The organism is Paenibacillus oryzae, from assembly GCF_001675045.1.
GTDB classification, from domain to species: Bacteria; Bacillota; Bacilli; order Paenibacillales; family Paenibacillaceae; genus Pristimantibacillus; species Pristimantibacillus oryzae.
This window is the reverse complement of record NZ_LYPA01000054.1, coordinates 210,799-237,055: the sequence shown is the minus strand read 5'-3', so window position 1 is coordinate 237,055 and position 26,257 is coordinate 210,799. Positions and strand designations below refer to the sequence as shown.

Genomic DNA, 26,257 nt, shown 5'->3' with positions numbered 1-26,257 from the left:
CCGCGCTTTGCGTCTACCCGTTGCGGGCAACACGGAAGCCTTGGTCGGGACCAAAGCCGCTAGCCTCGAATTTACCCCGAAAAGCCAATTCGCTGTTGCTGACATCGCCGATCCAGCCGCCGCCTTTTACAACCCGGAGATAACCCATTTCCATGTCCATACCCACGTACCAGTCCCAGCACCATTCCCTTACATTGCCCGACATATCGTAAAGTCCCAGCTCATTAGGCTCTTTGAAGCCAACAGGCTTCGTCTGGTTTTTATTATTTTCAATAGCAGGCCAGTTCCAATCTCCGGATAAATGTTCATTTCCAGCATTTCTCCAATACCACGCCACATCATCGGCATTATCGCCTCCGCTGTACAGGAAGCTTTTGCTTGCTTTGCCTCCGCCCGCCGCGTACTCCCATTCGGCTTCCGTCGGCAGACGATAGCCGTTTGCGTTTTCGTTTACCGTGACGATCCACCTCAATTGGTCATGCTCGCTTCTATTTTCGGGATCCTTGTTTTCTTTATCGATGACATAATGAGGCTCCAGCCCCTCCTTGATGCTCCGCATATTGCAATATTCGACCGCATCATACCAGCTTACCATTTCGACCGGCCTATCTTCTCCTGGAAAGCTCGAGGGATTGCTGCCCATAACCTCCTGCCACTCCTGCTGCGTCACCTCATATTTACTGATATAAAAATCGGATATTTTCACCTTTTTTCCATGAAAGTTGGAATGGGTATTGAGAAAAGCCCCTCCCTGAACCAATACAAGATTTTCATCCAGATTGGTTATTTTATTCTTTTCTGTTCCTTTATTGGATTGCTGGTTATTGTGCGAGCATGCGCTGACAACAACTAAAACGGCTATGAAAAGAAATAGGATTGATTTTCTCATAGATCGCTCTCCTTTAAACGTAAAGCCTGCCGGCTCTGGAGCCGGCAGACCTGAATAATGCGGGGTTTTTTTTCGGGGATGAGCTTACCAGACCGTAACGTTGGAGCTTCCGCTGCTTTGATAACCTTCCGTTGCAAATACCTGGTAGGACCAATTTGTTCCCAGATACATTTGCTTGCTTTGCCATGCATTAAAATGATTGGCGAACGTAATCTGGACATTGCTTCCGGTCGGCCGCTTTGACTGGCGCACGCTCCAGAATTGCGGGAACGTTTGCGTACCGTCAATGGAAGGCGCATTGTAACGCATTGTTGTGTATATATCATATGTGCCGCCATCGCTGGTCACTGTGCCTTTGTGATTGCCTGTAGGCCGATACGTGCCCCAACTGTCAACAACGTAATATTCAATAAGTGAGTTTCTTGTCCATCCATACAGCGTCAAATACCCGTTCCCGGACGGAGCCCAAACGCCGGCATTGTAATTGATTACTCTGTACGGCGAACCGACTGTCCAGCCTTTGCCAACAACAAAATTGCCGGTATTATACCAGGTTACACTGTAATTACCGCCTGTACCGTTGACGGCATTTACAGTTCCGCCGCCGTCCGTCCAGTTTTGCCAATAATCCGTTGCCATGGCTGAGGTCGCCGATAACAAGCCGACACTGAGTGATGCTGCAACAATAACCGTCAACATTTTTTTCCTGAACTTAATCATAATCTACCTCCTAAACTTTTTTTGTTACTACTGACTTACAAACTTACAAACTTCACACCGTTTGTCTCGCATAGCAGTAAGTAACATGTCCTATGTCTTAGATGATAGACTCTCGCTTTCACCTCCTTATAGGCAAATTATAGAATGAAAACGCATACATTTCAAGACAAATTGTTAAAATATTCGGAAAAATTTCAAAATACTTCCCTTTTCGCTCTTTACGGCGTCGTAAGGAGGCGACTATATGTCAAAAGACATCAACACCATTTTTGTCGAAAGGAAAAAAGTAGAGGGGTGTGCAACATCTAAGGGAGCGTAAACGTCGAACGATTATAAACCCTGAGACTGGAGGCAGCCATGAAAAAGTTAATTCCTATTCTATTGCTTTTGAGCTTGGTCATATTAAGCGGTTGTTCCAAGGAGCAAAACAAGGAACAAAACAAAGATCAGGTAGTCCTTGAGGCTCCTAAAGAGTCCTCCATCGTAACGGAAGACCTGAAGATTCAGTTAAAGGGAAAGCTGATGGGTGAAGGACTGGACTACGTCTTTTACCAGCTGGAGGACGGGCATACCTATTTAGCCAGCGGCAGAATTGATCGGAATCAAGACGGCGCGTTTGACATTCAAATAAAACTGGATAAGCCGCCGGACAATCATTACATTGGGCTGTTTTTCTATGCAGATGAGAATAACGACGGCGAATTTGATCCAGAAGTTGATGGACAAACCGTTTTGAAAAATGTGAATCTTCAGTACCAGCCCTCTAGTTAAAAAGACGAAAAAACAGCACTATGCTAGTTTCAAATAAAAGCAAACACCAAGAATGCCGTAGCAATAAGTATTCTTGGTGTTTACTTTTATACGTTTAGGGACTGAGTGAGACTCCACAAAATCCCTTGCGCGTTATGATGTCTCATTGTATAGATTTTTGCTGCTCCGATTCCTGCGATTTGCCCAAGCAACCCCTGCCACAACCAGCAAGATAACCATAACGCCTGCTATCGCAAACACGATGTATGGATCTGGAGACCCTCCAACTGATACCGGACTAGCCATATATCCCCATAATCCATTCACCTGTACAGCCGCCATCCCGTCTATAACCGGATATAAATCCTCAAAGGTTTCCTTGATTGGCAAAACGATTACCTCTTTTTTGTTGATCATTCCGAATTTACCATCAACCTTGACAACAGCAACCCCCTCGCTGAAAAACGACAGCGTTGTTTCATCATAATAAGGCCTAATTATTTCTTGGCCCGTCTTGTCGATAAACCCGACTCGGCCGTCACTCATGACAGCGGCCATTCCGTCCATAAAGAGGGAGACGGCATTATATTGCGGCTTCACAACTTCATTTCCCGACTTATCTATATATCCAAACTGACCTTCAAGGGATACCATTCTCAAATTATCCAGAAAAGGAATTTTATCATTATAATGGTTTTCATCATAACGGGGTTCAGCAATAAGCTTACCCTTCTCATTTAGAAAACCTGCCTTCCCATCGGCCACTATTCGAATCATGCCGTCTTCATACTGAAACGCATAATCATATTGAGGCTCAACCACAAGCTCTCCTTTGATATTTAGATAACCATACTTATTATCAAATATTATTTTTGCCAACCCATTGCGATACGGAGCAGCTTGCTCGTATTGAGGCGGAACAACTTCTTTCCCTTTGGTATTAATGAAACCATACTTCCCGTCTTGAACAAATAGGGCCAATCCTTCCTGGAAAGCAAACGGGTCCATTTCACTTGCCTCGTTATAATACCAATTGTCCGGTTCAATATCTATGTATGGATCCCAATTCCAGCCTGTTTCTGCGTAATACGAGCTATCCATCAGTTCGATTACTTCCTTGCCTTCGGCATTTACATAAAATACGCGGTCCTCTCTTTGGACAAGAGCTAAGCCCTCACTGAAAAATGCAGCCCGATCATAACGGGGCTCGATGACCAATTTGCCTTTTGGATTGGCATAGCCATACTTCTCTTTATTGCGGTCGTATACAAGCGCCAAACCCTCATTGTATGGACTTAATTTTAACTCCTCATTAAACAGAGCCAGTTCATTTCCTTTTCTATCAAACAAGATCGTTTGTTCATTTTGAGTTATCATTAATACAACGTCGTCTTGATACATATACGTACCTTTGTACTCTGGAGAAATAACGATACTGCCTTTCGCATCAATAAACCCGTATCCATTCTCCGTCAAAACAACTGCCACCCCGTCTTGAAATGGCCCAGCATACAGATATTGCGGTTTTACCACCTCATATCCATCCCGATTTATATAACCAAACAGACCATTCTTAACGACTATTGCCAAACCCTCGCTAAAAAGATTTGCGGGATTTCCAACATCCTTCATTTGTTCATCCAGTCCCATGACATCTGCCAGATATGCCGCTATCCAATAATCATTAGTGAAATAATCATCGACTTCAAGGCTTCTGCCCTTGGCATCCACCATTCGGTCATAGTAGGGTCTAACTATTTCTTTTCCCTCTTTATTGATCATTCCCAATTGACCTTCCAGTGCAATTACAGCAAGATCATCGCTGAAGGGCCCGGCATAATCATATTTGGGCGGTATAGCAAAAGATAAAGTATTCTCCGTTTCCGCAACAACCTTGCCTGAATGAATTGCCAGAAAGCTGCTGACTGCAAGTATAACCAAGGTCTTTAATAGCCTGTTCATATGTCTGCTCCTTCCCCTCTGTATTCCATACAGGCAACCCTTAATGATAGAGCAGCCGCCAGTTGGTTACTCATTGATCCCAGCAAGTGTTGTGTTATACAATCTCCCATCCCATAAAGAGGAAATCTTCAGTATTTCAACCCCGCGCAGATCTACATGAACCTTAATAGCTTCATCCCCAGCTTCTGCATCGAATCGGGCAATTTCTGTTTCATATCCTTTTTTATCTACATTATAAAATACAATAGTTCCCTTATCGGTCGAGCCTAGCTGCGTATAGGGGACGATATATTGCCCATCCAATGAACTATATTTTGAATGAAGCATAAACGTTACAAATTCCCTATGACCTATGAGACTATTAAACGGAGTAATTGTCTTATCAAGTATTTTGAAGGCTGCTCTTTCACCTGTTTGAACCGGCAAAGTCGTATAAGAATGGGCATATGGCGTTATCTCTGAAAAATCCGTTTGAGCCTTAACTGGCGCTTGTCCAACATAGATAGATGAGGTTTTGGCATCCCAGCTCACGGACTTTTCATAATTAGTCAAAGCATTTGACAACGCCCTAAGCGGCAAATAGGTTGTTCCATCATAAATAAATGGCTCAACCACCTTGCCCTCGCTATCCGTTGGTTTAATTAGCTTGCCATCAACAAACAGCTTGATTCCGCCTTGCACTACTTTAATGGTCGTAAGCTTCCCATCAGCATATGCAGTCCCGACTGAAAACAACAAACCAACTGTACACGCTCCTACTAAAAAACCTTTGAACTTCTCCAAATTCCACTTAAACATCTAAATCCTCTCCTTATGAACGATATTTTAAAAGGAAGAATGGCCGCCATGGCGCATCTGCTTTCTTTTGACTACCGTCATTGTATGAAATAAGAATAGTTGCGTCTGTTGACTATAAGTCACATTTGCAACTTCCCGGGAACTCGCTCTAAACCAAAAGAACTATTTTGTCGATATAATTACCTAATGCCTTCTCTTTTCATTGCATACTTACATTTGATCTATCCATTAAAATGGAGGTTTTTGGTTTGGATATACAAAAACAATTTGGTCTTCGTATAAAGGAGCTGCGCTCAAAATCGGGGATTTCACAGGAGCTGTTGGCTGAAAGAGCCCAGATGGACAGAACGTATCTGAGTGCGGTAGAAAGCGGACGACGTAATGTGTCTTTACAAAATATTGAGCGGATTGCTTCGGGGCTTCAAGTGTCTGTAAACTATTTTTTTTCTGATGAAAGATTTTCAACAAAGCCGGCTTATGTGAAGAAAGAATTTGCTATTCCGTTCACTGAGCGCTTCAGCTATAGTCTTGATCAGGAAAGCAGAGTACTTTCCTTTGAGGTTAAGGGGCTATTTTCGGATAAAAAAGAGGTTCAACATTTGTCTTCACAGATTCTAGGTATCTGCTCCGCTTTTGGAAAAGGGGGATTAAGTGTCCTGGTAGATCATCGCCAGATGCTTACCTCACAAGGCGAACCTGTGGTTTATTCGCCGGAAATTGTTGAAGAAGCCAACACCTTCCAGCGTTATTTGTATGAGTACAGTAAAAAGACAGTCGTACTCTGCAATTCCGACTTTATGGTCCAGCAATTTAATTTTATTACCAAGGTTAACGGTACGGTGTCAAATCACTTGTTTGGTCCAGACAAGCAAATGGTAGATCAAGCGTTTAGTTTGTTAGACATCAACGGGAATAGTTTGATCAAACCGCTGATATAGCTTAAATTTCAGAAAAGACGCTTGGGAATGCGATCCTCGGCGTCCATCAATTTTCAATCCATTGATTCAACCAACCCAACCTGCATCATAAACAGCGTTTACGGTTAATAAAAAGCCTACAATTCCTATTATCCAGGCTGTAGTGCTTTGTGCATGCTTCACGAGCCACTTATCCAATCGGACAAGCGGCTCCTTTAATACACGATACGCGACAAGCCGTCCCATCAGCAGAATAATTGCAGGCAGCACCATAACGATACAATAACCGAATAAAAGGAGGCCGGACATCGGCCATGAAGGTCCCTCGGAGGTTATTAGACCAATTGCCGCCAGGTAAGGCAGCATTGTCCCTAGCTCCACTACAACTGCGGTTAATGCTAACCCAATAAGCATAGCCACAGAGCCACGATCAGAAGAATCTCCCATAATGCGGTTCCTCCACTTTAAGATACGTCCCTCCCCTCTTTCAGCACGTTCCGCAGCACGGGCACGAGCTTTTTTCGTGTCCATAAGCTGGCTAATTACCATTAGCACGATTCCTAAAGCGATTTGCCCATAAAGAAAGGCATTGGATTCCAGCACAAAATTGTATTTCCTCAGAATGGTGTCAGCACTTAACATAATGATCAAGCCTGCCAAAAAATAAAGTCCCGCAACCGTGGACAAATAAACAAAAAAGCTGCCTATTCGAACACGTGTAGAAGTCATAAGTAACCAAACGGGTATCAACAATGTGCCAAAACTGGTGGAATCAATAAGGGCCAGCACCACAAGGGTTGACAGCAAAACAGTAAATAGCATCATGATCCCTCCTATCTTTTTCAGCCAGGACCCAAGCGGAATTTTTTCTCACAAACAGCCTTTGCGCCATTTCCACGAGATTTATGAGTCGCTACTACTTCTCCGTCATAAAGAATGGTGCAGCTAATCCAACTGGCACCCTCAACTGCTTCTGCTTCGACACGAGTCGAGGTCAACGGAATAAACACGTCTTTTGGAATCATAAATTTTTCGTTAAAGGGAACTTCAATGGAATCCAAATAAACACTTTCCGGATTTTTTTTCGCATTTATGTCTGCCTCAAACCGAGTTGCCGAGTCTCCGTCGCTTTCGATTCGAACTTCTACAGTAATGACATCAGCATCCTTGCTCATTTCCTCTGACGAATTCTCACCCGTCATTCCATCGTTCTTTGCCATTCCGCAAGCTGACAATATTAGAAAAGCGCAAGTCAATACAGTTAGACGGCCTGCAAGCTTTCTCATTTCTTGTCTATTTTTATTTATAATGTCCACCCTCCCTTCCCTTTAGAAAAAAGCTGATCATTTCATCTATATAGTCCATAAATTCACTGTCCATTCCCATTACTATAGACTCCTCGCCATTAGCAGGCCGTATCAGTTCCCAGTATTTATCTAACAGCTTGTTATCTCCTTCAAATAGCTCTAATGTCTTCTCATACAAATGGCCAGCAATGACTTGAGCCTCTGGTGAGTAAGGCGATGAAGTCATCATACTGCTTGCTTGCTGAAGAATCGCCAATATTTCCTCCATCCGCTTATCCTTGCTTCCCAGAACAGGCAATCTGTTTAGAATACTCTTTTCCCGTGGAGTTAAGGGCAAATCTTCACTAAATTGGGCCGGAACTATACCTTCCACAAGAGGGCGGTCATTCATTGCCTGAATAATCTGCAACAAATCGTTTACGCCACTCGTTCCCTTCAACTGGATGGTATGAAGGGCCGATCTAAGGTAATATTGCTTGCGGCTTAGTTCCTCTTTTTTTTGTTCAATGAGCTTTATCTGCTCATTTAAAGAACTGATCCAGCTATCATTTTCATTGGTTTGATGCTGAAATAATTCCTTAATCTGCTCTAATGTATAACCAATGGATTTCATCAGCATAATTTTTTGAAGGTGTAATAAGGCATGCTCGTCATAGTAACGATAACCATTTTCCGAAACAAGTGTCGGGTGCAGCAATTCAATTTGTTCGTAGTAATAAAGCGTACGTTTGCTGATATTTGCTTTTTTTGCTAATTCACCAATGCGGATCATGACTCATTGCTCCTTCCTCTAAAACATTATAAACAATAACGTATACGTTATTGTAAAGCTATTTTCTTGCCAGCTATAATCTAACAAAACCAAAAAGCTGGACGGAGAACATTACGTTCTTCCGCCCAGCTTTTTATCAGATGGATTTTTTTGATAGCTGTTTTGAAATTCATCCTGAATGACATCTGCGATGCCATCAATGTGATAAGTGACATCCTCTTCCAGTACCCGCACCCGATAGATCCAGCCGTCCGGCAGGTCCAATCTTGATCCGAGATCATCTAGATCCGTCAGACTCAGCGTCTGGTCAACCTCGCGAGAAGCAGACTGCATCGTATACACCTCGTTCTGGTCAGACACCAGTTCATAAACCTTCTCGCCTTTTTTGAAGGTATACGTTGTTTTCCGGATAACCTGATGCAAACCGTAGGGAGTGCGATTGTTTAAATCTGAAAGAGAGAGATTTAATATGCCAGGCTGATTCATGCTGTAGCCGGCAATCGTTTTTTCAGTTCCATTGTAATAACCGGTAATTTCATCCATTACCCAAAACCTGGGCCCGTTCTTCAGCACCGCCATTGCGCCAAACTGCTTTTTTACCGCTTCAGTATCAATAGCGGCAAATGCCTCCTCGCTAATCAACGTCTTGCCGATATCGTTATACACGCCGGCTCTGATATGATTAAAGTATCTGTAAACGACGAGAATCTCGTTATACGTCTGCCCCCTGACCGCACGGGGCTCCGGGCGGCTAATCTCGGTCTGAGCAATACTGTTGTATTGCTCTTTCGTGTTTCCTCGTACCAGGGGAAACAAAAAGGCAAGAAGCACGCCTGCCGCAAGAAGTATGATCATTGCTTTAATTTTCTTGTTGCTTATCCTCATGTTCATCTCAGCCTTACCTCCTGTTATTTTACCCCACTGTACGTATTACCCGGATTCTCAAATCATAGACATCCATAATGGTTTCAATATCCATCGGACGAGAAATATAAAGCATAAGCAAATCTCTGTTGTTCAACTCCAGAATATTCATTAGCTCCTGAAAATAAGGGCCGTCATAGCCGGATTTTTGTTGCAGCTCATTCAAGCGGTATTCAAGCAATTCTCCCCGTATCGAGCTGAAGATCGCTTTTAACTTCTGCTGAAGACGATAATTCAAGCCAAAATACATATTTCTGAAAAAAGCCTTATACTCTCCATCGGATAACAGCTGAAGATTATAAACGAATAATGAGCGATATACAGAATAAATATCCTGTGGCTGAGACGCCATAAATTGCTTTAGAAACGTATAGGCCGTTGCTTTAATAATGCTCTGAATCGTAAAAAAATAAAGATCGTCTTTATCCTCAAAATATTGATAGAAGCTCCCCCTTGAAATATCCGCCTCCTTAATAATTTGATTAATGGAGGCATTATTGAACATTTGACGGGAAAACTCATTTATTGAAGCTTCCATAATGCGGCTTCTCTTTCCATCCGGTATGGAAAAAAACAAATCCTTGGGCATAATCATCTACCTTTCACCACTATAATGACAACCTGTCACTTTATAAAGAATTGTAAATGACAACATGTCACTTGTCAACGAACTCAAAAACATATCAATCCACACTCAAGGGAAAGCAGCCGTTTGACGCATCGCCTTGGCCAGAAAAACCAAAACAGGACAGCCCCCTTTGTAACAGGTGCTGTCCCGAAGCTGTTCAGTGCCACTGGATTTTGAAAAGCTTTTATTCTGACGCAATAAACCGTGCAGGCTGCTCGGTGAACTGTCCATCGACGAGCTTGTAAGGAATTTCAAGATCGCCTACAACCATTGCAGGGGAAACCTGTACCGAAAGCACAGCCACAATTTCGTCATCCTCAACACGGTAGGATAGGCTTTGGCCTACAACTGCTTTTTCAAACCATTCTATGGCATCCTCTTCCTTAAACGTAAACTGGCTGCTTTGCCCTTCTACGGTTATGGTGTAACTTCTTTCTTCGCCGTTTTGATCCAGCGAATCTTCTAGTTTGCTATGGGCATTATCTAGCGGATTAGGAAACGGTATTTCGGTAAAGTCTTTTTTGAGAACATGTACCTCGCTATCTTTTATGCCTGTCCCATATCCAGTCGTCAAAACGATGATTAACTCCTGCTCCTCATCATTATCCAAGTCCATGGCGATTAGCTCCGGATAATACGTTTCGTTGGATACATTTTCCCAGTTAAACGATTGATTGGTTTCGCCAATCTGTACAATAAGCGGTTCAATCATACCACTTGACGGCTGATTTACACCGGAAATTTTTATGTCCAATTCCTTATTTTCAACCAATACCAGCTGCTCATTTTCATTAGAAGATTTTTTCTCCGGACCCTTGTTTCCTTCCTGCACCGCACAAGCAGACAATACTAACACTCCAATCAGCAAAAGAAAAATGGTTACCCGCTTCATTCGACTTCCTCCCTCACGATACAAATAGTTTATTCAGCCTACATAATTAGACAGTAAAAGATCAAAAAATGTTCCACATCATTCAAAGTAATGAAGCTATTTCCATTATTGTTCTTCAGCAGCATGGCGGCACAATTTACAAAAAAAACCTCTACCGCTGCGCGGAGAGGTTAATAGGCCAGCGACGGCTTGCCGCTACGTTGATATGACCGTATTTTACTAAGGAACAGGTTTATACTCTATACGCTCCCCTAACTTAGTTTTAAAGTATTGCTTGTTAAAAAGCATACTGGGGTGTGTTGGATGATAGGATAAAGCCTTCTCATTATGCTCATTAGCCTTCTCGAATAATCCCATACGATCGTAGCACACACATAACTGCAAATGGGGATTCCAGGTATAATCCATTTGGTTTGCGGCACCCCTATGATTTTCGTCTTTCCCGCTTTTTATTGCTTCTGTAAACCAATATATGGCGTTTTCGTATTGCTTCTCTTCTAAAAAATATCCGCCTAGCGCACAACAAAATCCAGCTCTTGGCTTATCAAAAAGAAGAGTCATACACAAAGCTTCAACCCGCTTTTTCTTGTCGCCCAATCGCCCGTAGCATTCTCCCAGCCTCATGCAAGCCTGTATATTGTCCTCAACCGATCCCTGCTTGCCTTCCAGAAATTTTCTGTAATTTTGAATCGCATCTTCATAGCGAGCATGATCAAGGAGCTCGTTAGCAAAATGGTACAAATCCCTTGCCGTGAAAACTTCTCCTGCCTGCTCTCTCTTCAAGTACATTTGCAGGTTGCGGTCGGTAAAGGTTTTATTTTTGCTATTATTAATACTCACTTCACTGTGTCGAATAGTTCCCCATACAGCTAAATATTCATGAACGTTACCAATCCATTGAAAATTCCGATCTCTACGAACGAGGCGGTTTTGCCGCACGCTGGAGGTCACATTTCCTTTTTCATCAAAGGCGCGGTTATAGTGCATGGTAATACTATCAGCCTCAAAGTCGAGGGTTTTTTTGAGCTCCAGAAACAGCTGCCGATCCTTATCACTGATATAATCATCGGCGTCCAACCATAAAATATATTGTTGGGTTGCCTGACGAAATGCATAGTTGCGAGCAGCCGAAAAGTCATCGTTCCCCTTAAAATCCAATATACGGTCAGTAAATTGAGCGGCTATCTCTTTTGTGCGGTCCGTTGATCCTGTATCGACGATTACAATTTCGTCTGCAATGTCCTTAACAGATGACAGACATTTTTCCAACTCTTCTTCTTCATTTCGCACTATCATGCACAAGCTGATCGTAATCATTTTTCTGCTTATCCCCAACAATCCTTCATAACTCCGAAAGCCCGCTTCTCTTCTGAACATATAGCGTAATGGCGGAGCGTCACCAGCCTCTGCTTTTTCATCATCTGCCGTTCCTACATCAGGGCTTCTAAAGCTAATCAGATCCTGGCTCTCGTCCATTGAAAACCTCAAGCTATATAATTTTTTAATATCATGGATAGTTAAAACCTCGTCCTGCCGCATAAAAAACACATATTCTTTTGTTGCCTGATCCCATGCATATCTGTACGCTTGCAAAGCATCTTCCTGTTCAGCAATGCTGTATACATGAGGGGTGTACTGCTTAGCAATCTCCACCGTTTGATCGCAAGAACCTGTATCGATGATAATGATCTCATCAACATCATCCTTCACGGATGCGAGGGATTGTTTTAGAGTGCCTTCAGCATTCCTCACAATCATACATAAACTCATTGTTTTCCCTGGGGTATAAATAAGCTGATGAATGTCATTGCCCCACTTCTCGGATGCTTTCTGACGATTCTCAGCCAGCAGCTTATTCAGGTTGGATCGCTGCAGGGTGTGCATAGTCGCATGACCGACGTGGTGGATAAAAGAATCCAAGACTACCCGCAGCGAATAGCCGGCTCTCAGCGCTCGCAAGCAAAGGTCATCGTCTTCATAGTTGCCTAGACCGTATCGTTCATCAAAGCAACCAATCTCATCCAGCACCTTGCGTTTGACTAATAAGCAAAACCCGATCAGTCGGCGCACCTCAAGATAACGGCCTGCATTCTCCTGGAGATGATGTCGCGCGAACTCATCCAACCCGCTTATGTCGCTATAGGGAACCGGAATACATTGATGACCGCTAGAACGATTCGTAACAGGGCCAACCATGCCTACTCTTTCATTTTCATATAGAACACGCAGCAAATTCTCAAGCCAATGCGCTGCCACAATAGTATCATTATTTAAATAGAGGACATTATCGCCCCTAGACAGCTCGGTGCCTTGATTACACCCTTTGGCAAAGCCAAGGTTCTCTTTATTGATAACAACCGTCAAATCTGTCTGCGTTTCCAGGTAATCAACCGTACCGTCAGTCGATCCATTATCCACAACAATGATTTCATAATCTTTAGTATGCTTCCGAATGCTGTCTAAGCACTGTATCGTTAAAGGCAGCTGGTTATGTGTCAAAATCACAATACTTGTTAACACATGTTCACCCCTTTCATTTAAAAATCCGGATCCGCAAGCGGCTCTATAAGCATCGAGGCTTCCAGCTCACTCCGTTCGAGATGCGGCGACATGTCTTCAATCGGCCGGCCTACAGCAAGCTTGGGATGAACGTTTGTGTGAGTCTCCAGGTTAACCTCGACCAGGAAACAGCCCTTTGCTTGCAAAGCCATATCGATTTTGGATGATGCCTCATCATTCGTTTCAATTTTTAAAGCAGGTATATCAAAGGCAAGCGCCACCTTCACAAAGTCAGGACAGCCATACCCTTTCACTGTAGATTGCTGACGGCTGTCAAAATACATATCCTGAAACTGCCTTACCATCCCCAAATTATGATTATTCATGACGAAAATTTTAATGGGCAGACCCAATCGGGCAATCGTGTGAAGCTCCTGAAGATTCACCTGGATGCCTCCATCCCCCGCGATGACGATTACCTGGCGTTCCGGAGCCATCATGACGGCGCCGATGGCGGCTGGAAGGGCAAATCCCATTGCTCCCATCCCCCCGGCATTCAAGAGACGCTGACCCTCAAGCAGCCGGAACGATTGACTGGCCCACATTTGATGCTGACCTACATCAAGCACAATAATGTCGCCTTCGCCGCTGCGGGAAGATAACAGCTCCATGAAACGGTTTGGCTCAATGGCCTCAGGCTTTGAGGTCGTTCCCCCGCTAGGGTAAAGCTGCTTATACCGATGAATCACTTCATACCATGGCGTATAATCCGATAAGGTTTTTCCAGAAATAGCTTTGTTGATATCGGTGAGAAATCGCTTCACATCCACATGAATCGTTAAATCCGCTCGCACCTTGCCTATTTGCTCAACAGCCTCCACATCTACATGAACCTTCTTAGCTGCTCTTGCAAAAGATTCCGGCTTAGTGCCTGTCTGCCGGGTATCGAGTCTTGATCCTAATATGAGTAAAAAATCACAGTTCGCCAAAGCGAGGTTGCCGTAGCGGTTTCCATATGATCCGATGAGTCCCGTGCTTGAAGGATGAGCTGCCGGTAATACATCGAGACCCATTAACGAGCTTACTACCGGAATTTTTGTCATTTCTACAAATTCGCGTAATTCCTTGACGGCATCGGCAGCCCGAACTCCGCCACCGACGAGAATTAATGGGCGGTCGGCCTGTTCAAGAAAGCGGATGGTTTGCTCTATATCTTCCGATGCGCAAGGCTGCTTGTAATCGGTATACCCGCGAAATTCTTCACTGTCAAAAAAGCTCTCTAATGCGGCTGGTTCAATCTGAGTGCGCTGAATATTCATCGGGATATCTAACAACACGGGGCCGGGACGGCCATGCTGAGCCAGGAACACCGCTTTTTCCAAGGCATATCGTATTCGCTCTGCATCAATGATCATTTCGGCAAACTTTACAATCGGCTTTACAATACTAACGATGTCCGTTTCCTGAAAGCCAATCTGGCGCGCTGGCTTATCGAACTTATATTCATACGTATTTACCTGACCCGTAATGAACAAGCAAGGAACTGAATCAAAATAACAGCTCCCCACCCCGGTCAGCAGGTTAAGCGCTCCTGGACCGCTAGTCCCCATCGCAACACCGAGCTTGCCGTTGATCCGGCTGTAGCCTTCAGCGGCAAAGGCTGCTGATTGCTCATGATGAACGGAGACGCACGCGATATCTTTTCTGTCATAGGTTGAGTCCAGCAGATGGACGATGGCTCCACCCGTTAATTCAAATATATGCGCGACTCCCTGTTTACTTATAAAATCGATAACATAATCCGAAAGCTTCACCCGGATCCCCCCTGCTTTTCAGCACCAGTGAGCGAATACTCCGCCAATTGGTCTAAACAAACCTTTTTCATATCCGCTTGCTCTTGATAGTACCGGTACCATTCCACTGTTTTTTCGACTGCCTTTTCGACCTTCCAGTTGGGCTGCCAGCCCAGCTTTTCTCTAGCCTTAGAGCTGTCGAGCTTGAGATTAAACGCTTCATGGGGATGATTACCCTCTTCCAGCTCATAGTACTTATCCTCTCCCCAACAGCTGCCTATCGTCCTGACCAGCCATTCCACGCTTCGCGTGCCCTCCTCCAAGGGACCGAAATTCCATGCTTCCGCAAATTCCGCTCCCTGCTCTACCATCCGCTCAGCCAATAACAAATATCCTTGCAGGGGTTCGAGAACATGCTGCCACGGACGCGTTGCTGCGGGATTGCGTATGCGCAGCCTATTTCCTGAAAGCAAAGCCCGCATGCCATCGGGGACAATCCGGTCCTCCGACCAATCGCCGCCTCCGATTACATTGCCAGCTCTGGCCGTAGCTACGCTAAGCCCGTGAGAAGCATAAAGCTTCGGGTTAAAATAACTATTTCGGAATGATGATGTGACAAGCTCCGAGCATGCTTTGCTGCTTGAATAAGGATCCAGACCGCCAAGACGGTCAATTTCACGGTAGCCCCATAACCATTCCCGATTTTCATAACATTTGTCCGTCGTTACATTAAGCAAGGCCTTGATATGGATGCCCTCATCCAGGGCAATTCGAACCGCATCCAGAAGATTTACAGTTCCAAGGACGTTTACGCTAAACGTTTCTACCGGATTCAGATAGGAATACCTCACAAGTGGCTGGGCGGCCATATGGAAAATAACTTCAGGCTTTGTATCTCGTATGGCTTGGAGTAGAGATTCCTTATCCCCGATATCTCCTGTTATGGAACACATCGTTTGCTCTAGTCCACACAAGGTAAATAGATTCGGCTCGCAGGCAGGTTGAAGCGCATAACCGGTCACATCCGCTCCCATGGACTGAAGCCACAGGCTAAGCCAGCTCCCTTTGAAGCCTGTATGGCCAGTAATCATCACCCTTTTGTTACACCAGAAGACGCTGTTTGGCATTATTTATTCCCATTCCTTTTTCCAGGAGGCTTTTCCCGTCTTCCATAGCTCCTCCAGATAGTTTTTGTCACGAAGCGTATCCATTGGATGCCAAAACCCTTTATGCTTGTAAGCCATCAGTTGACCTGCCTTCGCAATATGCTCAAGCGGCTCTTTCTCCCATACGGTTGCATCACTTTTAATGTATTGAAACACATCGGGCTGCAAGACAAAAAATCCTCCATTTACCCATCCGCCGTCTCCTTGAGGCTTTTCTTCAAAACCAAGAACTTCACTATCGCCAGCCATTTGCAAAGAGCCAAATCGGCCAATTGGCTGAACGGCTGTTACCGTTGCCCATTTCCCATGAGATTGATGAAATTCGGCCAATTTTTTAATATTCACATTCGCAAGCCCGTCTCCATAAGTCAGCATAAAGGACTCATTTCCTATATACTCCTGAACTCGCTTCAATCTTCCGCCGGTCATCGTTTCTTGGCCTGTATCCACCAAGGTCACTTTCCAAGGAGCTTGATAGCGGTTATGAACCGTCGCTTCATTGGTTTCCTTGCCGAAATCGAATGTCACATCGGAGCCGTACAAATAATAGTGCGCAAAATATTCTTTGATCACGTTACCTTTATATCCAAGGCAAATAATAAACTCTCGAAACCCATAGCCGGAAAAAATATTCATGATATGCCAAAGCATCGGTTTGTCACCAATTTCAATCATGGGCTTGGGCTTCAAATAGGTCTCTTCACTAATTCTTGTGCCATACCCCCCGGCCAAAATGACAACTTTCATGATGAGGCACTCCCTCCCAAAAGCTTATGAAAAACATCTGCTACATATTTCAACATTTCCTGCGTAAGACCCGGATACACGCCAATCCAAAAAGTGTGGTTCATTATCCGATCCGAGTTATGCAGCTCCCCGACAATCCGGCACGTTATGTCTTTATACGCTGGCTGACGAAGGACATTTCCCGCGAATAATAACCGGGTACCCACGAGGTGTTGTTCCAGCGCCTGCACAAGCTCATTGCGTGTTAACGGCGAGTTTTCCTTGACCGTAATGGGAAATCCAAACCAGCTTGGATCGCTTCCGGGCGTAGCCTTAGGTAAGATAAGAAGGTTCTCCAGCGGCTTTAACGCTTCCTCCAGAAAGGCGAAATTTTGCTTGCGTTTGGCAATAAATCCATCCAATTTCTTTAACTGGGCAACACCTACGGCTGCTTGCATGTCCGTTACCTTCAAGTTGTAGCCTATATGGCTGTACGTATATTTATGGTCATAGCCTTGAGGAAGATCTCCTAGCTGCCACTTAAATCTTCTGCCGCATGAATTATCCTTGCCGGGATCGCACCAGCAATCTCTTCCCCAGTCGCGGAACGATTCCACTATTTTTTTGAGCCTTGGCGAAGAGGTTAACACTGCTCCTCCCTCTCCCATTGTGATATGATGCGCGGGGTAGAAGCTAACCGTTGCCAAATCACCGAAAGTTCCCACTCTTTTCCCTTGATGCATTGTACCTACCGCATCACACGTATCTTCAATTAACCATAGGCCATATTTGTCAGCAATTCGTTTGACCTCATCAACGCGGAACGAATTGCCCAGTGTATGCGCAATAATGATCGCTTTCGTTTTTTCACTAACAGCAGCTTCCAGCAAGGTGGTATCCACATTGTAAGTCGGGATATCGACATCTAAGAAAACAGGGACTAATCCGTGCTGGAGAATAGGATTAATCGTCGTGGGAAATCCGGCAGCCACTGTAATGACCTCATCTCCTGGTCGAAGCCTGCGCTCCCCTAATTGGGGAGAAGTAAGCGCCGAGACGGCCAATAGATTGGCGCTCGAACCAGAGTTTGTTAAAATCGCGTACCGGCAATTCATGAATGAGGCAAATTGGCTTTCGAACCGGCGGGAATAACGGTCTGCAGTCAATTGAAAATCAAGGGATGCATCAATTAAACAAGCTACCTCCTCTTGATCAAACACCTTCCCGCTGACGGGGATATAATCTACACCTGCTCGAAATTTTTTCTGATTCCACTTTTCCGAATAAAACGCCGCCGATAGCTCTAATATCTGATTTCTAAGATTTTTTTCGGATATATCCCTCAAGATGAAATCCTCCTGCTCTTACTTAATTTAATAAATAAATACAACTTTCCATCCCACCCAATTATCTGATGGCATCTATTGTAGTAGTTTAGTGATAAATCCGTAGACTTATTGACCCATTGCTCTATTTATATGCTCGCGGTAAAAAATGGTTAGCTCATTTTCAAAAAATGATGCATAAACATATTTAACGCTGAGCCCTATATATTTAGTAAAGAAATCAGGAAAAAGGATGGGACAACATATGATTACAAGCATGCTGGATAAAGCCTGTCTCAATAATGGAGTTGAAATGCCATGGTTGGGGTTAGGGGTATGGAAAGCCAAAGACGGGAATGAGGTTATTCATGCCGTTCAAACAGCGATTGCATCTGGTTATAGGAGTATTGATACGGCGGCTATTTATGATAATGAAGCTGGTGTGGGGAAAGCCATTAATGAATGCGGCGTGCCAAGAGATGAGCTTTTCATAACGACCAAGCTTTGGAATACGGATCATGGATATAAGCAAACCGTGGATGCATTTCACAAAAGCCTTCAAAAGCTGGGACTGGACTATCTTGATTTGTATTTAATTCATTGGCCGGTGAAAGACAAGTATAAAGAAACATGGGAAGCTTTCCTGGAGCTCCATGAGCAAGGAAAAGTTCGAGCGATCGGTGTTAGTAATTTTCAGGAACATCATCTCACTGAACTTGCTTCCTTCAGTGGCATTACCCCCGCGGTGAATCAGGTGGAGCTTCATCCGCTGATGACTCAAAAGCCGCTTTTGGCGTTTTGCCAGAATAGAGGTATTCAGATTGAGGCCTGGAGTCCGCTCATGCGAGGGCAATTTTTGGAGCATCGCCTATTAATTGAGCTAGCTGAACGGCATGTAAAATCTCCTGCCCAAATCATCCTTCGTTGGCATCTGCAAAATCATGTGGTGAGCATACCGAAATCGGTCACCAAGCAGCGGATCATAGAAAACACAAATATTTTTGATTTTGAGCTTTCTGTGGAAGAAATGACATCCATTGACGCCCTCAATCAAAATCGAAGATTCGGTGCTGACCCTGATAGCTTTTAACTATAAAAAGGAGGTTGTACCTTGACTTTATTTATCACACCGGAGCTGGCTGCCCGGTTTCAGCAATTTGGGAGAGACACCTATATTCAAAGCGGCGGTTACTTCAATTCCCCAGAGCAAATAGCGATTGGAAATGGTGTATTCATGCGCTCTCCCTATCAGTTTGATGTTATGCCAAGCGTTAAGGAGCCACCTGTAATTAGTGTCGACGATGGCTGTCAAATCAATCTTGGACTGAGGATAAAGGCAAAAAACAGAGTCAGATTGGAACGCAACGTCTTGATCGGACCTCATGTGTGCATTAGTGACGAGGTGGACCTTAAGCTTGATCTCATTCGGGATGAGTTCATTCCGGGCATAAACGCGGGAGAGGCTGGCGGCCAGGTAGTTATTGGGGAAGGCGCCTGGATTGGCGCAAACGCCATTATTCAAGGCAATGTACGTATCGGCAACGGCAGCATAGTAAAAGCGAACAGCGTTGTTTTAAGTCATGTCCCTGATTATTGCGCCGTATCGGGATGTCCTGCGAAAATCGTTCAAATTTACGAGCCGTCTTCATCTAGTTGGATCGATGTATCGAGCCCGGAGCAAGCCGCTGAGCTGCTAAGCGCTCGCCGTCTAAATCCTTTGCTGTCGATTTGCATTCCGACCTATAATCGCGCGAATCATCTGGAGCATTGTCTGGATTCGATCTACTCACAGATTGGGAATAATGAACTGTTTGAGGTCATCGTTTCTGACAATGCATCAACGGATGCAACACCCGAAATCGCCCAGCGTTATGCTGCTCGCTACTCTAATATGAAGTATATCCGCAACGCCAAAAATATCGGCGCCGACCCGAACATCTTCCAGGTCATGAAGCTTGCGCGGGGCAAATTTGTAAAAATACAAGGCGATGATGATTTCTATGTTGAAGGCACACTGTATCCTTTGCTTAATGTTGTGCATAGCCATGGAGATTGCGGGGTTATTCATATTTACGTAAGAAACGGGGATGGGAGAATTTGGACCGGGGAAGGAATGAGCGCTTACCTTGAAGCAACATCTATTTACGCAACCTTCATCACCTCCACCATTTTGAGGCGAGATGAGCTTGAGAAGATTAAAACACCTGATTTATTTCTCCAGTCTTCGTTCAATCAACTCTACCTCCAATACGCCATTATGGAGAATAATCCGCGATTCTGCGTTATGAACAGCTGTATGTTTACCTACGCCGGTATTTCTTCTGATGCTTACAATTTTGGAGAGGTGGTTCTCCGTAGCTATCAGTCGATCTTGCAGCATTTTGTAGGCAGAGGGTTAACGATGGATGACTTTCTTAAGGAAAAAAAACGAACGCTCTATAACTATGCCATTCCTTGGTTCAGGCAGATTATCACGACAAAAATGATTGCGGACACTGACAGATTTGAAGAAATTTATTCAGAGCTTTATAGAGACGAACCTTATTATGAAGATGCTTTGGCCATCATCGCCTCCGTTCGAAATTCCCAGCCATAGTATCGAAAGGAGAACTAATATGTCGTTATCCATTGACCCGCAAACAGCATCCACCTTTTATAGATATGGCGAGGATTCCTTTCTGGATGCAGGCGGCCAGTTTCACAACCAACAGGAAATATCGATTGGCAGCGGGGTAACCATTCAAGCGCCTTATTGGTTAAACATTATTGCTCCCGGCTCGGGCCATATCCCCAAAGTCATAATCGGCGACGGCTGCAAGTGTGATTATGGCTTCATTGTGTCCGCCCTGAACCGGATCGAACTAGAACGGAACGTGATCGTTGGCCCTAATGTGTATATTTCGGATACAGATCATGAATATCGAAGTGTTGGCAAGCCGGTATCAGCGCAAGGGCTTGCTTACACCTCCGGCGAGGTATTTATCGGTGAAGACGTTTCAATTGGTGCAGGTTCCGTTATTATTGGAAACATTCACATTGGAAGAGGGAGCATCATACGACCAGGCAGCGTGATTGAGCAAGACATTCCCGAGCGTTGTGTGGTTAGTGGTTCTCCGGCAACAATTGTGCAAACTTACGATGCGGCGCTAGAGCAATGGGTAAACGTAAGCAGCAAAGAAAATAGTCCCGCTCCGCTAGTAAAGCCGCAACAAGCTCCCCCGCTATTGTCCATATGTATTCCGACCTATAACCGTTCTTCCAATCTTGACCGCTGCTTAAGCGCCATCCTGACCCAATTGACAGATGATTCTTCAGTCGAAGTGCTAGTATCCGATAATGCTTCTACTGACGACACGCCGGAGGTTGTTAACCGATACGCCGCTCGTTATTCCTGTCTGAAATATTTTCGTAATGACGAAAATATAGGGGCAGACCGCAATATCTATCAAATAATGAGCCGAGCACAAGGGTCATTCATCAAATTGCAAGGAGATGACGACTACTTCGTAGAGGGTACACTTATGCCGCTCATCGAAATCGTGAACAATCATCGTGAATGCGGGATTATCCATATTCATGTTCATAATAATGACAGGCGTGTATATACGGCCGAAGGCATGCAAGCCTTTCTCCAAGCATCAACTATCATGTCCACATTTATTTCCGGGATGATTTTGCGAAAAGAAGATTTGGAACAGGTTGAGGAGCCTACCCGGTTTATTGAGTCGTCCTTTAATCAGACGTACCTGCAATATGCCATTTTATCGAAAAACCCCAAATTTTGTGTTGTCAATCAAAGTATTTTCTATTATGGCGGGAATCAGCCCAGCGGTTACAATTTTGGCGAGGTGGTCTTTCGAAGCTACCAATCCATCTTGCGTTTTTTTATTGGAAAAGGCCTGACCGAAGACGATATTCGCGCAGAAAAAAGTCGATCGTTATTCCAGTTTATCCTTCCTTGGTACAGAGGAATTATGGCAAATCGTTATAAAACAGATACATCTCGATTCGAGGAGATTTTCACCGAGCATTATCATGATGAACCTTACTATGAGCGGGTTCTGAATGAAATTCGCACCATTTCTGTTGAAGCCGGAAAGGGCTAACGATCTCACTGAAAATACCACCCGATCCATTAAAGGTCAGGTGGCATTTTCATCTTAAGGGGGATACCTACAATTTAAGCCTGCCAAATTCTTCCCCAAGATGTACATCCTTTGCCATTTCATTAGCTTGTAAGAGGGAATCATACGTCCCCGCATCCGTCCACCAACCAGATAAAATATCATACGTTAATTCATCAGAGGCGATATAAACATTGTTCACATCCGTTATTTCCAGTTCATTACGCAAAGAAGGCTTTAATGTACGGATAATGTCAAAAACTCGTCTGTCGTACATGTAGATTCCGGTTACCGCATAATTTGTTTTGGGTATTTTAGGTTTTTCTTCGATAGAAATGATTTTTTCACCTTGTAAATTGGGAACTCCGTAACGGTGTGGACATAGCACCTCACGAATCAATACTTTTGCACCGCTCCCTTGACTACGAAAGTTCTCAACAAAAAGAGAGAGATTGTCTTCAAATACATTATCGCCCAATATCACCACCATAGGCTCTTCATTTACAAACTGTTCTGCTAATCCAAGCGCCTGTGCGATACCGCCAGCTTCATCTTGCACCTTATAAGTAAACGTCAGATTCAAGTCATGTCCGCTGCCAAGAAGATTAACAACATCACCCATATGCTCTTTTCCTGTAATAATTAGAATATCTTTAATGCCCGCTTGCTTCAGCTTCGCTACCGAATGAAAAATCATCGGATATTTCCCAACTGGAAGCAAATGCTTATTGGTCACTTTAGTTAAAGGAAAAAGACGAGAACCAGTACCGCCCGCCAGAATAATTCCTTTCATCCATTCCCCTCCTGCTATCCCTGATCATTTTTGAAGGCATCTATTTATTCACTTTAAGCATATGCTACTAATTGACTATGATTAACCCTTACTGAAAAAAAGGGCTGCCTAAGCATATTTATAATGACGCTCAATATATTTTATATAATCGAATCCGTTTGATTGCTGTGGAATCCCGAGAACGCCTGATCAACAAAAAAAGGAGACTTCGATCGATGAAAATAACTAATACTACATTTAAAGAAGTACTCATTATTGAACCAGAGGTTCATGAAGATACACGCGGCTTTTTCATGGAAACGTATAATAAACAAGCCTTCAAAGAGTTTGGGCTTCCTGTTGTGATTTGGGCATGATCTCCGTTATGCTATTGATGCAACAAAGATTACAACAGAACTAAACTGGTCACCTAAATACACCTTCGAAACAGGCATAGAAGAAACAATAAAATGGTATATAGATAATCAATCTTGGTGGGAAACGCTTAAGGGGGGTAACCCATGAAAATTATGGTTACTGGGGCGAGCGGGCAATTAGGTACGGATCTTGTTTTCCAATTGAAAGCAAGTGGATTTTAAATGATGAAGCCTTTGCCGTTGACGGAATGGTGCATAAACCTTATGTGGAATCCGATACAGTTAATCCTCAGAGCATTTACGGTAAATCCAAGCTGGCGGGAGAGATGTTTGTCAGGCAATGGGTTCCTGAGCATTATATACTAAGAACGTCCTGGTTGTTCGGAAAGCATGGAGCTAACTTTGTTAAATCCATGCTTTCACTCGCCGAGCAACGAGACCGAATTAGTGTCGTTTGCGATCAATTTGGTTCTCCTACTTATACTGTTGATCTCTCAGAATTCATTGTGAGACTTCTGGATCAAAAGGTATATGGCACTTATCATGTATCCAATACTGGTTCATGCTCATGGTATGAATTTAGCAAGGAAATATTTAAGCAGTCTGCACCTAGACCGCCCTATTCAGTTATGGATCATATGGGGATTCGACTAAATGGTCTTCAAGATTTGAGAAATTGGAAAGAAGCTCTATCCGACTATCTTTTGAATTCATAAATTTCATTTCACAATGCGACTTTCAGTCCCTGGGATAACTGATAACTGCGCTTGCCAGAAATCACTTCTTTATTCGTTTGCAATGAAATCCCTAAAATCCAACGTCCTGCCTTCTGAATGATATTCTGTACTCTCTTCATTATAAGTTGCAATATCAAACGAAATGGTTTTATCATTGTTTATCTTTACATTGCGTATATCTTGACTATTTTCAACTTGTAATAGCTGCTGGAGTTTATTGTCTTCAATATTTAATAAATAAAGGGTATGGTTTGATGAAATTGTTCCAATTGTATATCCAATCAAGATAACCATGTGTTCGTTATCAACCCAATGGATATAGCTGGCAGAGCTGCCTTCTCCGGCTTGATCATGACTGAATATTTTCCTGTTTTCATCTTTTAATGCGTCATACAGCCATACGTCTCCGGCCATTTCAAATTCGTAAGGAGAAATAAATGCAAGCTTTGTTTTGTCAGCATTGATTTCCGGTTTAGACGGGTAATCATCTATCTTACTGATTTCCTCCCATTTACCTTCCCTTTTGATTTTAATAAAAGGAGGTTCATTCTCCGGATATAGAACGCTCTCATTTATAATGAGCTCTGACAATGGGTTAGTTGAGGGACCCTGACTACAGCCGGTTACAAACAAACTAATAAGGATACTGAGACAAAATAAACTTCGCATTAAAAATCACCTTCCCTAGAGAAAAGTTAAGATAGATTAAATGACAAAAGCCTGTCACTCAGCCTGCTTATTAGACGGGAAAAGGTCAAAAAAAGTTCCATTTGTTTCAAAGTAATAAAACGATATCCATCCTTTATTGCGGATAATTAATAGACCGCTTTTGGAGTAAACGAACCTTGATTTTTTAGGGCATGGTCAAAAAAACGGAGGATAAGTTCATTCTGCGTTTCAATCGCGTAATATTTATCGATACTGGCTTTTCTGCCTCCTTGCAGCAGGTTTGCCAATATAGGCGAAAATAAAGGCAGATCAGTTAAGCTCAAATGCTTCGCGCCTTTAAAATGAACGGTGTATGCCCCTTTAAACGCTTCATTTGAAAGCTGGTTTGCTGCATACACTGGACTGCTATCAAGCTGTATCCACACGTCGTCAGAATAAAGGTTAAGGAGCGAAATGGTGTAAGCTTCGGATTTGGCAGTTAATTCATCTGTAGCTTTATCATACTTAAGCTCGCTAAAAAACGGAGCATCTATATTGACTACGGCGTCAATATCATCGCGTTCCCTGCTCAGCGCTACGCTTGCCGATCCCCCCATGGAGTGGCCAAACACTCCTATTTTTTGTGTATCGATACGTTCATAAACAGAGTCTCTTTTTTGCTCGGAGTCGTTTTTTTGCCCGGCTTGCTCCAGAACCGTATCTATAACAAAATCCATATCGTCCGTTCGCACTTTCATCCATTTTTGAAAAAGCTCAAAAATATCGCCAAGGGAATAAATCCCTTCTTTATTTGCATTATTCACTTCTTTCATATAACCAGAATCAACCGTCACGACCTTTCCATCCCCGGAAACGGTATAAAACGAATGATAGGGATGGTCAATCGAAGCAACGACATAACCGTGGCTCGCAAGCTCTGTAAAGGTAGAAGCATTGCTGCTTTTGATCCCATATGCCCCATGAGAGAAAACAAGCAAAGGATAGGTGCCTTCAGCCTGCTCTGGATACCAGAATTCCACGTTAACAAACCGCTTTTCTCCCTGATCCGTAAATGCCTCAATACGATTTTTGTCTACATAGCTGTGTGTGGCGGTTGCAACTGGATACGGCCCCGTTACTTGCGGAAGCCTATGCTGCGGAAAAAGGATAGCCGGAATAAGGGTAATAACTACAGTCAATGCCAATAAAAGAGATTTCCATATCGTAGGAAAAGCCTTGTAACGCGGAGTGGAATTGAGATTGGGTTTGGGCTTGCGCAAGAGGATAACCATTTCCTTAGCCGCTAAAATAACGAGCAAACCTGCAAACAGCAGCCAGGTGTAGCTCCAGTCTACATATTTCACCAAAATCAGCAACAAGAATCCTATAAACATCGCTATTCTCGTCCAGCTCTTCAGCTTGCTTTGTCTTTGCTTGGTTACCATGGAATAAAGGGCAATCACCAGCTCGAGGGCCAATGCAACAACAAGTACTATCATCTCCATATGATTTTCCCGCTCCTTCGCCATCT

The 26,257-nt window shown here is 43.7% G+C and carries 25 protein-coding genes and 1 pseudogene; 8 read left to right on the top strand and 18 right to left on the bottom strand.

The window, feature by feature from the left end:
• Positions 1-13: 13 nt before the first annotated feature.
• The gene (locus tag A7K91_RS12495; RefSeq protein WP_068683119.1) at positions 14-889 is read right to left on the bottom strand and encodes a formylglycine-generating enzyme family protein; all 876 of its coding nucleotides are present in this window, start codon (positions 887-889) and stop codon (positions 14-16) included.
• Between the two features lie 84 nt (positions 890-973).
• On the bottom strand, positions 974-1,609 hold the full coding sequence (locus tag A7K91_RS12490; RefSeq protein WP_068683117.1) for a glycoside hydrolase family 11 protein: 636 nt from the start codon (positions 1,607-1,609) through the stop codon (positions 974-976).
• A 357-nt stretch (positions 1,610-1,966) separates the two neighbouring features.
• On the opposite strand from A7K91_RS12490, the gene A7K91_RS12485 reads away from it, so the two are divergent.
• A complete protein-coding gene (locus tag A7K91_RS12485; protein WP_068683115.1) occupies positions 1,967-2,380 on the top strand; it encodes a hypothetical protein in 414 nt (137 codons plus the stop codon).
• Positions 2,381-2,512: 132 nt separating this feature from the next.
• Here the strand turns inward: A7K91_RS12485 and A7K91_RS12480 are convergent, their stop codons facing one another.
• Both A7K91_RS12480 and A7K91_RS12475 read right to left on the bottom strand, forming a co-directional pair.
• A complete protein-coding gene (locus A7K91_RS12480; protein ID WP_068683113.1) occupies positions 2,513-4,321 on the bottom strand; it encodes a WG repeat-containing protein in 1,809 nt (602 codons plus the stop codon).
• 66 nt (positions 4,322-4,387) lie between these two features.
• Positions 4,388-5,119 carry a stalk domain-containing protein gene (locus A7K91_RS12475; RefSeq protein ID WP_068683110.1) on the bottom strand — a complete coding sequence of 244 codons (732 nt, stop codon included), beginning with the start codon at positions 5,117-5,119 and terminating at the stop codon, positions 4,388-4,390.
• Positions 5,120-5,367: 248 nt separating this feature from the next.
• Here A7K91_RS12475 and A7K91_RS12470 point away from each other — a divergent pair, with 248 nt between their 5' ends.
• Positions 5,368-6,057: a helix-turn-helix domain-containing protein gene (locus tag A7K91_RS12470; RefSeq protein ID WP_068683108.1), complete on the top strand. Its 690-nt coding sequence runs from the start codon at positions 5,368-5,370 to the stop codon at positions 6,055-6,057.
• Between the two features lie 66 nt (positions 6,058-6,123).
• Here the strand turns inward: A7K91_RS12470 and A7K91_RS12465 are convergent, their stop codons facing one another.
• The 11 genes from A7K91_RS12465 to rfbH all read right to left on the bottom strand — a co-directional run bounded on the left by A7K91_RS12465 (position 6,124) and on the right by rfbH (position 18,089).
• Positions 6,124-6,861, bottom strand: coding sequence for a GAP family protein (locus A7K91_RS12465; RefSeq protein WP_211274524.1), 738 nt, complete (start codon positions 6,859-6,861; stop codon positions 6,124-6,126).
• A gap of 17 nt (positions 6,862-6,878) precedes the next feature.
• Positions 6,879-7,352 carry a hypothetical protein gene (locus A7K91_RS12460; protein WP_068683104.1) on the bottom strand — a complete coding sequence of 158 codons (474 nt, stop codon included), beginning with the start codon at positions 7,350-7,352 and terminating at the stop codon, positions 6,879-6,881.
• On the bottom strand, positions 7,336-8,115 hold the full coding sequence (locus tag A7K91_RS12455) for a MerR family transcriptional regulator (RefSeq protein ID WP_068683102.1): 780 nt from the start codon (positions 8,113-8,115) through the stop codon (positions 7,336-7,338). The genes A7K91_RS12460 and A7K91_RS12455 overlap by 17 nt, the downstream gene beginning before the upstream one ends.
• Before the next feature lie 111 nt (positions 8,116-8,226).
• A complete protein-coding gene (locus tag A7K91_RS12450) occupies positions 8,227-9,006 on the bottom strand; it encodes a hypothetical protein (protein ID WP_068683100.1) in 780 nt (259 codons plus the stop codon).
• Between the two features lie 22 nt (positions 9,007-9,028).
• Positions 9,029-9,634 carry a TetR/AcrR family transcriptional regulator gene (locus tag A7K91_RS12445; RefSeq protein WP_068683098.1) on the bottom strand — a complete coding sequence of 202 codons (606 nt, stop codon included), beginning with the start codon at positions 9,632-9,634 and terminating at the stop codon, positions 9,029-9,031.
• A 217-nt stretch (positions 9,635-9,851) separates the two neighbouring features.
• On the bottom strand, positions 9,852-10,559 hold the full coding sequence (locus A7K91_RS12440; protein ID WP_068683096.1) for a hypothetical protein: 708 nt from the start codon (positions 10,557-10,559) through the stop codon (positions 9,852-9,854).
• A gap of 219 nt (positions 10,560-10,778) precedes the next feature.
• Positions 10,779-13,079: a glycosyltransferase gene (locus tag A7K91_RS27380; protein WP_082967422.1), complete on the bottom strand. Its 2,301-nt coding sequence runs from the start codon at positions 13,077-13,079 to the stop codon at positions 10,779-10,781.
• Between the two features lie 17 nt (positions 13,080-13,096).
• Positions 13,097-14,872: a thiamine pyrophosphate-binding protein gene (locus A7K91_RS12430; protein ID WP_068683094.1), complete on the bottom strand. Its 1,776-nt coding sequence runs from the start codon at positions 14,870-14,872 to the stop codon at positions 13,097-13,099.
• The gene (rfbG, locus tag A7K91_RS12425; RefSeq protein ID WP_211274523.1) at positions 14,869-15,978 is read right to left on the bottom strand and encodes a CDP-glucose 4,6-dehydratase; all 1,110 of its coding nucleotides are present in this window, start codon (positions 15,976-15,978) and stop codon (positions 14,869-14,871) included. The genes A7K91_RS12430 and rfbG overlap by 4 nt, the downstream gene beginning before the upstream one ends.
• Before the next feature lie 3 nt (positions 15,979-15,981).
• The gene (rfbF, locus tag A7K91_RS12420) at positions 15,982-16,764 is read right to left on the bottom strand and encodes a glucose-1-phosphate cytidylyltransferase (RefSeq protein WP_068683091.1); all 783 of its coding nucleotides are present in this window, start codon (positions 16,762-16,764) and stop codon (positions 15,982-15,984) included.
• On the bottom strand, positions 16,761-18,089 hold the full coding sequence (rfbH, locus tag A7K91_RS12415; RefSeq protein WP_245697468.1) for a lipopolysaccharide biosynthesis protein RfbH: 1,329 nt from the start codon (positions 18,087-18,089) through the stop codon (positions 16,761-16,763). The genes rfbF and rfbH overlap by 4 nt, the downstream gene beginning before the upstream one ends.
• A gap of 244 nt (positions 18,090-18,333) precedes the next feature.
• On the opposite strand from rfbH, the gene A7K91_RS12410 reads away from it, so the two are divergent.
• From A7K91_RS12410 to A7K91_RS12400, 3 genes are read left to right on the top strand one after another with little or no spacing between them, the layout of a single operon-like run.
• Positions 18,334-19,158: an aldo/keto reductase gene (locus tag A7K91_RS12410; protein WP_068683089.1), complete on the top strand. Its 825-nt coding sequence runs from the start codon at positions 18,334-18,336 to the stop codon at positions 19,156-19,158.
• A gap of 21 nt (positions 19,159-19,179) precedes the next feature.
• Positions 19,180-20,664 (top strand): glycosyltransferase, encoded by a 1,485-nt coding sequence (locus tag A7K91_RS12405; RefSeq protein WP_068683087.1) that lies wholly within the window; start codon positions 19,180-19,182, stop codon positions 20,662-20,664.
• Positions 20,573-22,174 carry a glycosyltransferase gene (locus A7K91_RS12400; RefSeq protein WP_156739510.1) on the top strand — a complete coding sequence of 534 codons (1,602 nt, stop codon included), beginning with the start codon at positions 20,573-20,575 and terminating at the stop codon, positions 22,172-22,174. Before A7K91_RS12405 ends, A7K91_RS12400 begins: the two co-directional genes overlap by 92 nt.
• A gap of 67 nt (positions 22,175-22,241) precedes the next feature.
• Here the strand turns inward: A7K91_RS12400 and A7K91_RS12395 are convergent, their stop codons facing one another.
• A complete protein-coding gene (locus tag A7K91_RS12395; RefSeq protein WP_068683083.1) occupies positions 22,242-22,985 on the bottom strand; it encodes a sugar phosphate nucleotidyltransferase in 744 nt (247 codons plus the stop codon).
• A gap of 215 nt (positions 22,986-23,200) precedes the next feature.
• On the opposite strand from A7K91_RS12395, the gene A7K91_RS26065 reads away from it, so the two are divergent.
• From A7K91_RS26065 to A7K91_RS26060, 3 genes and pseudogenes are all read left to right on the top strand, one after another.
• Complete coding sequence (locus A7K91_RS26065; RefSeq protein WP_082967420.1) at positions 23,201-23,341, top strand: dTDP-4-dehydrorhamnose 3,5-epimerase family protein; 141 nt, start codon at positions 23,201-23,203, stop codon at positions 23,339-23,341.
• Positions 23,334-23,489: pseudogene (locus tag A7K91_RS26445) on the top strand (dTDP-glucose 4,6-dehydratase); the annotation flags it as partial. The gene A7K91_RS26065 and the pseudogene A7K91_RS26445, both read left to right, overlap by 8 nt.
• A 100-nt stretch (positions 23,490-23,589) precedes the next feature.
• Positions 23,590-24,057 carry an SDR family oxidoreductase gene (locus A7K91_RS26060; protein WP_245697466.1) on the top strand — a complete coding sequence of 156 codons (468 nt, stop codon included), beginning with the start codon at positions 23,590-23,592 and terminating at the stop codon, positions 24,055-24,057.
• Between the two features lie 69 nt (positions 24,058-24,126).
• Here the strand turns inward: A7K91_RS26060 and A7K91_RS12390 are convergent, their stop codons facing one another.
• Positions 24,127-24,747 carry a DUF4652 domain-containing protein gene (locus tag A7K91_RS12390; protein WP_082967419.1) on the bottom strand — a complete coding sequence of 207 codons (621 nt, stop codon included), beginning with the start codon at positions 24,745-24,747 and terminating at the stop codon, positions 24,127-24,129.
• A 146-nt stretch (positions 24,748-24,893) separates the two neighbouring features.
• Complete coding sequence (locus A7K91_RS12385) at positions 24,894-26,231, bottom strand: alpha/beta hydrolase family protein (RefSeq protein ID WP_068683178.1); 1,338 nt, start codon at positions 26,229-26,231, stop codon at positions 24,894-24,896.
• Between the last annotated feature and the right edge of the window lie 26 nt (positions 26,232-26,257).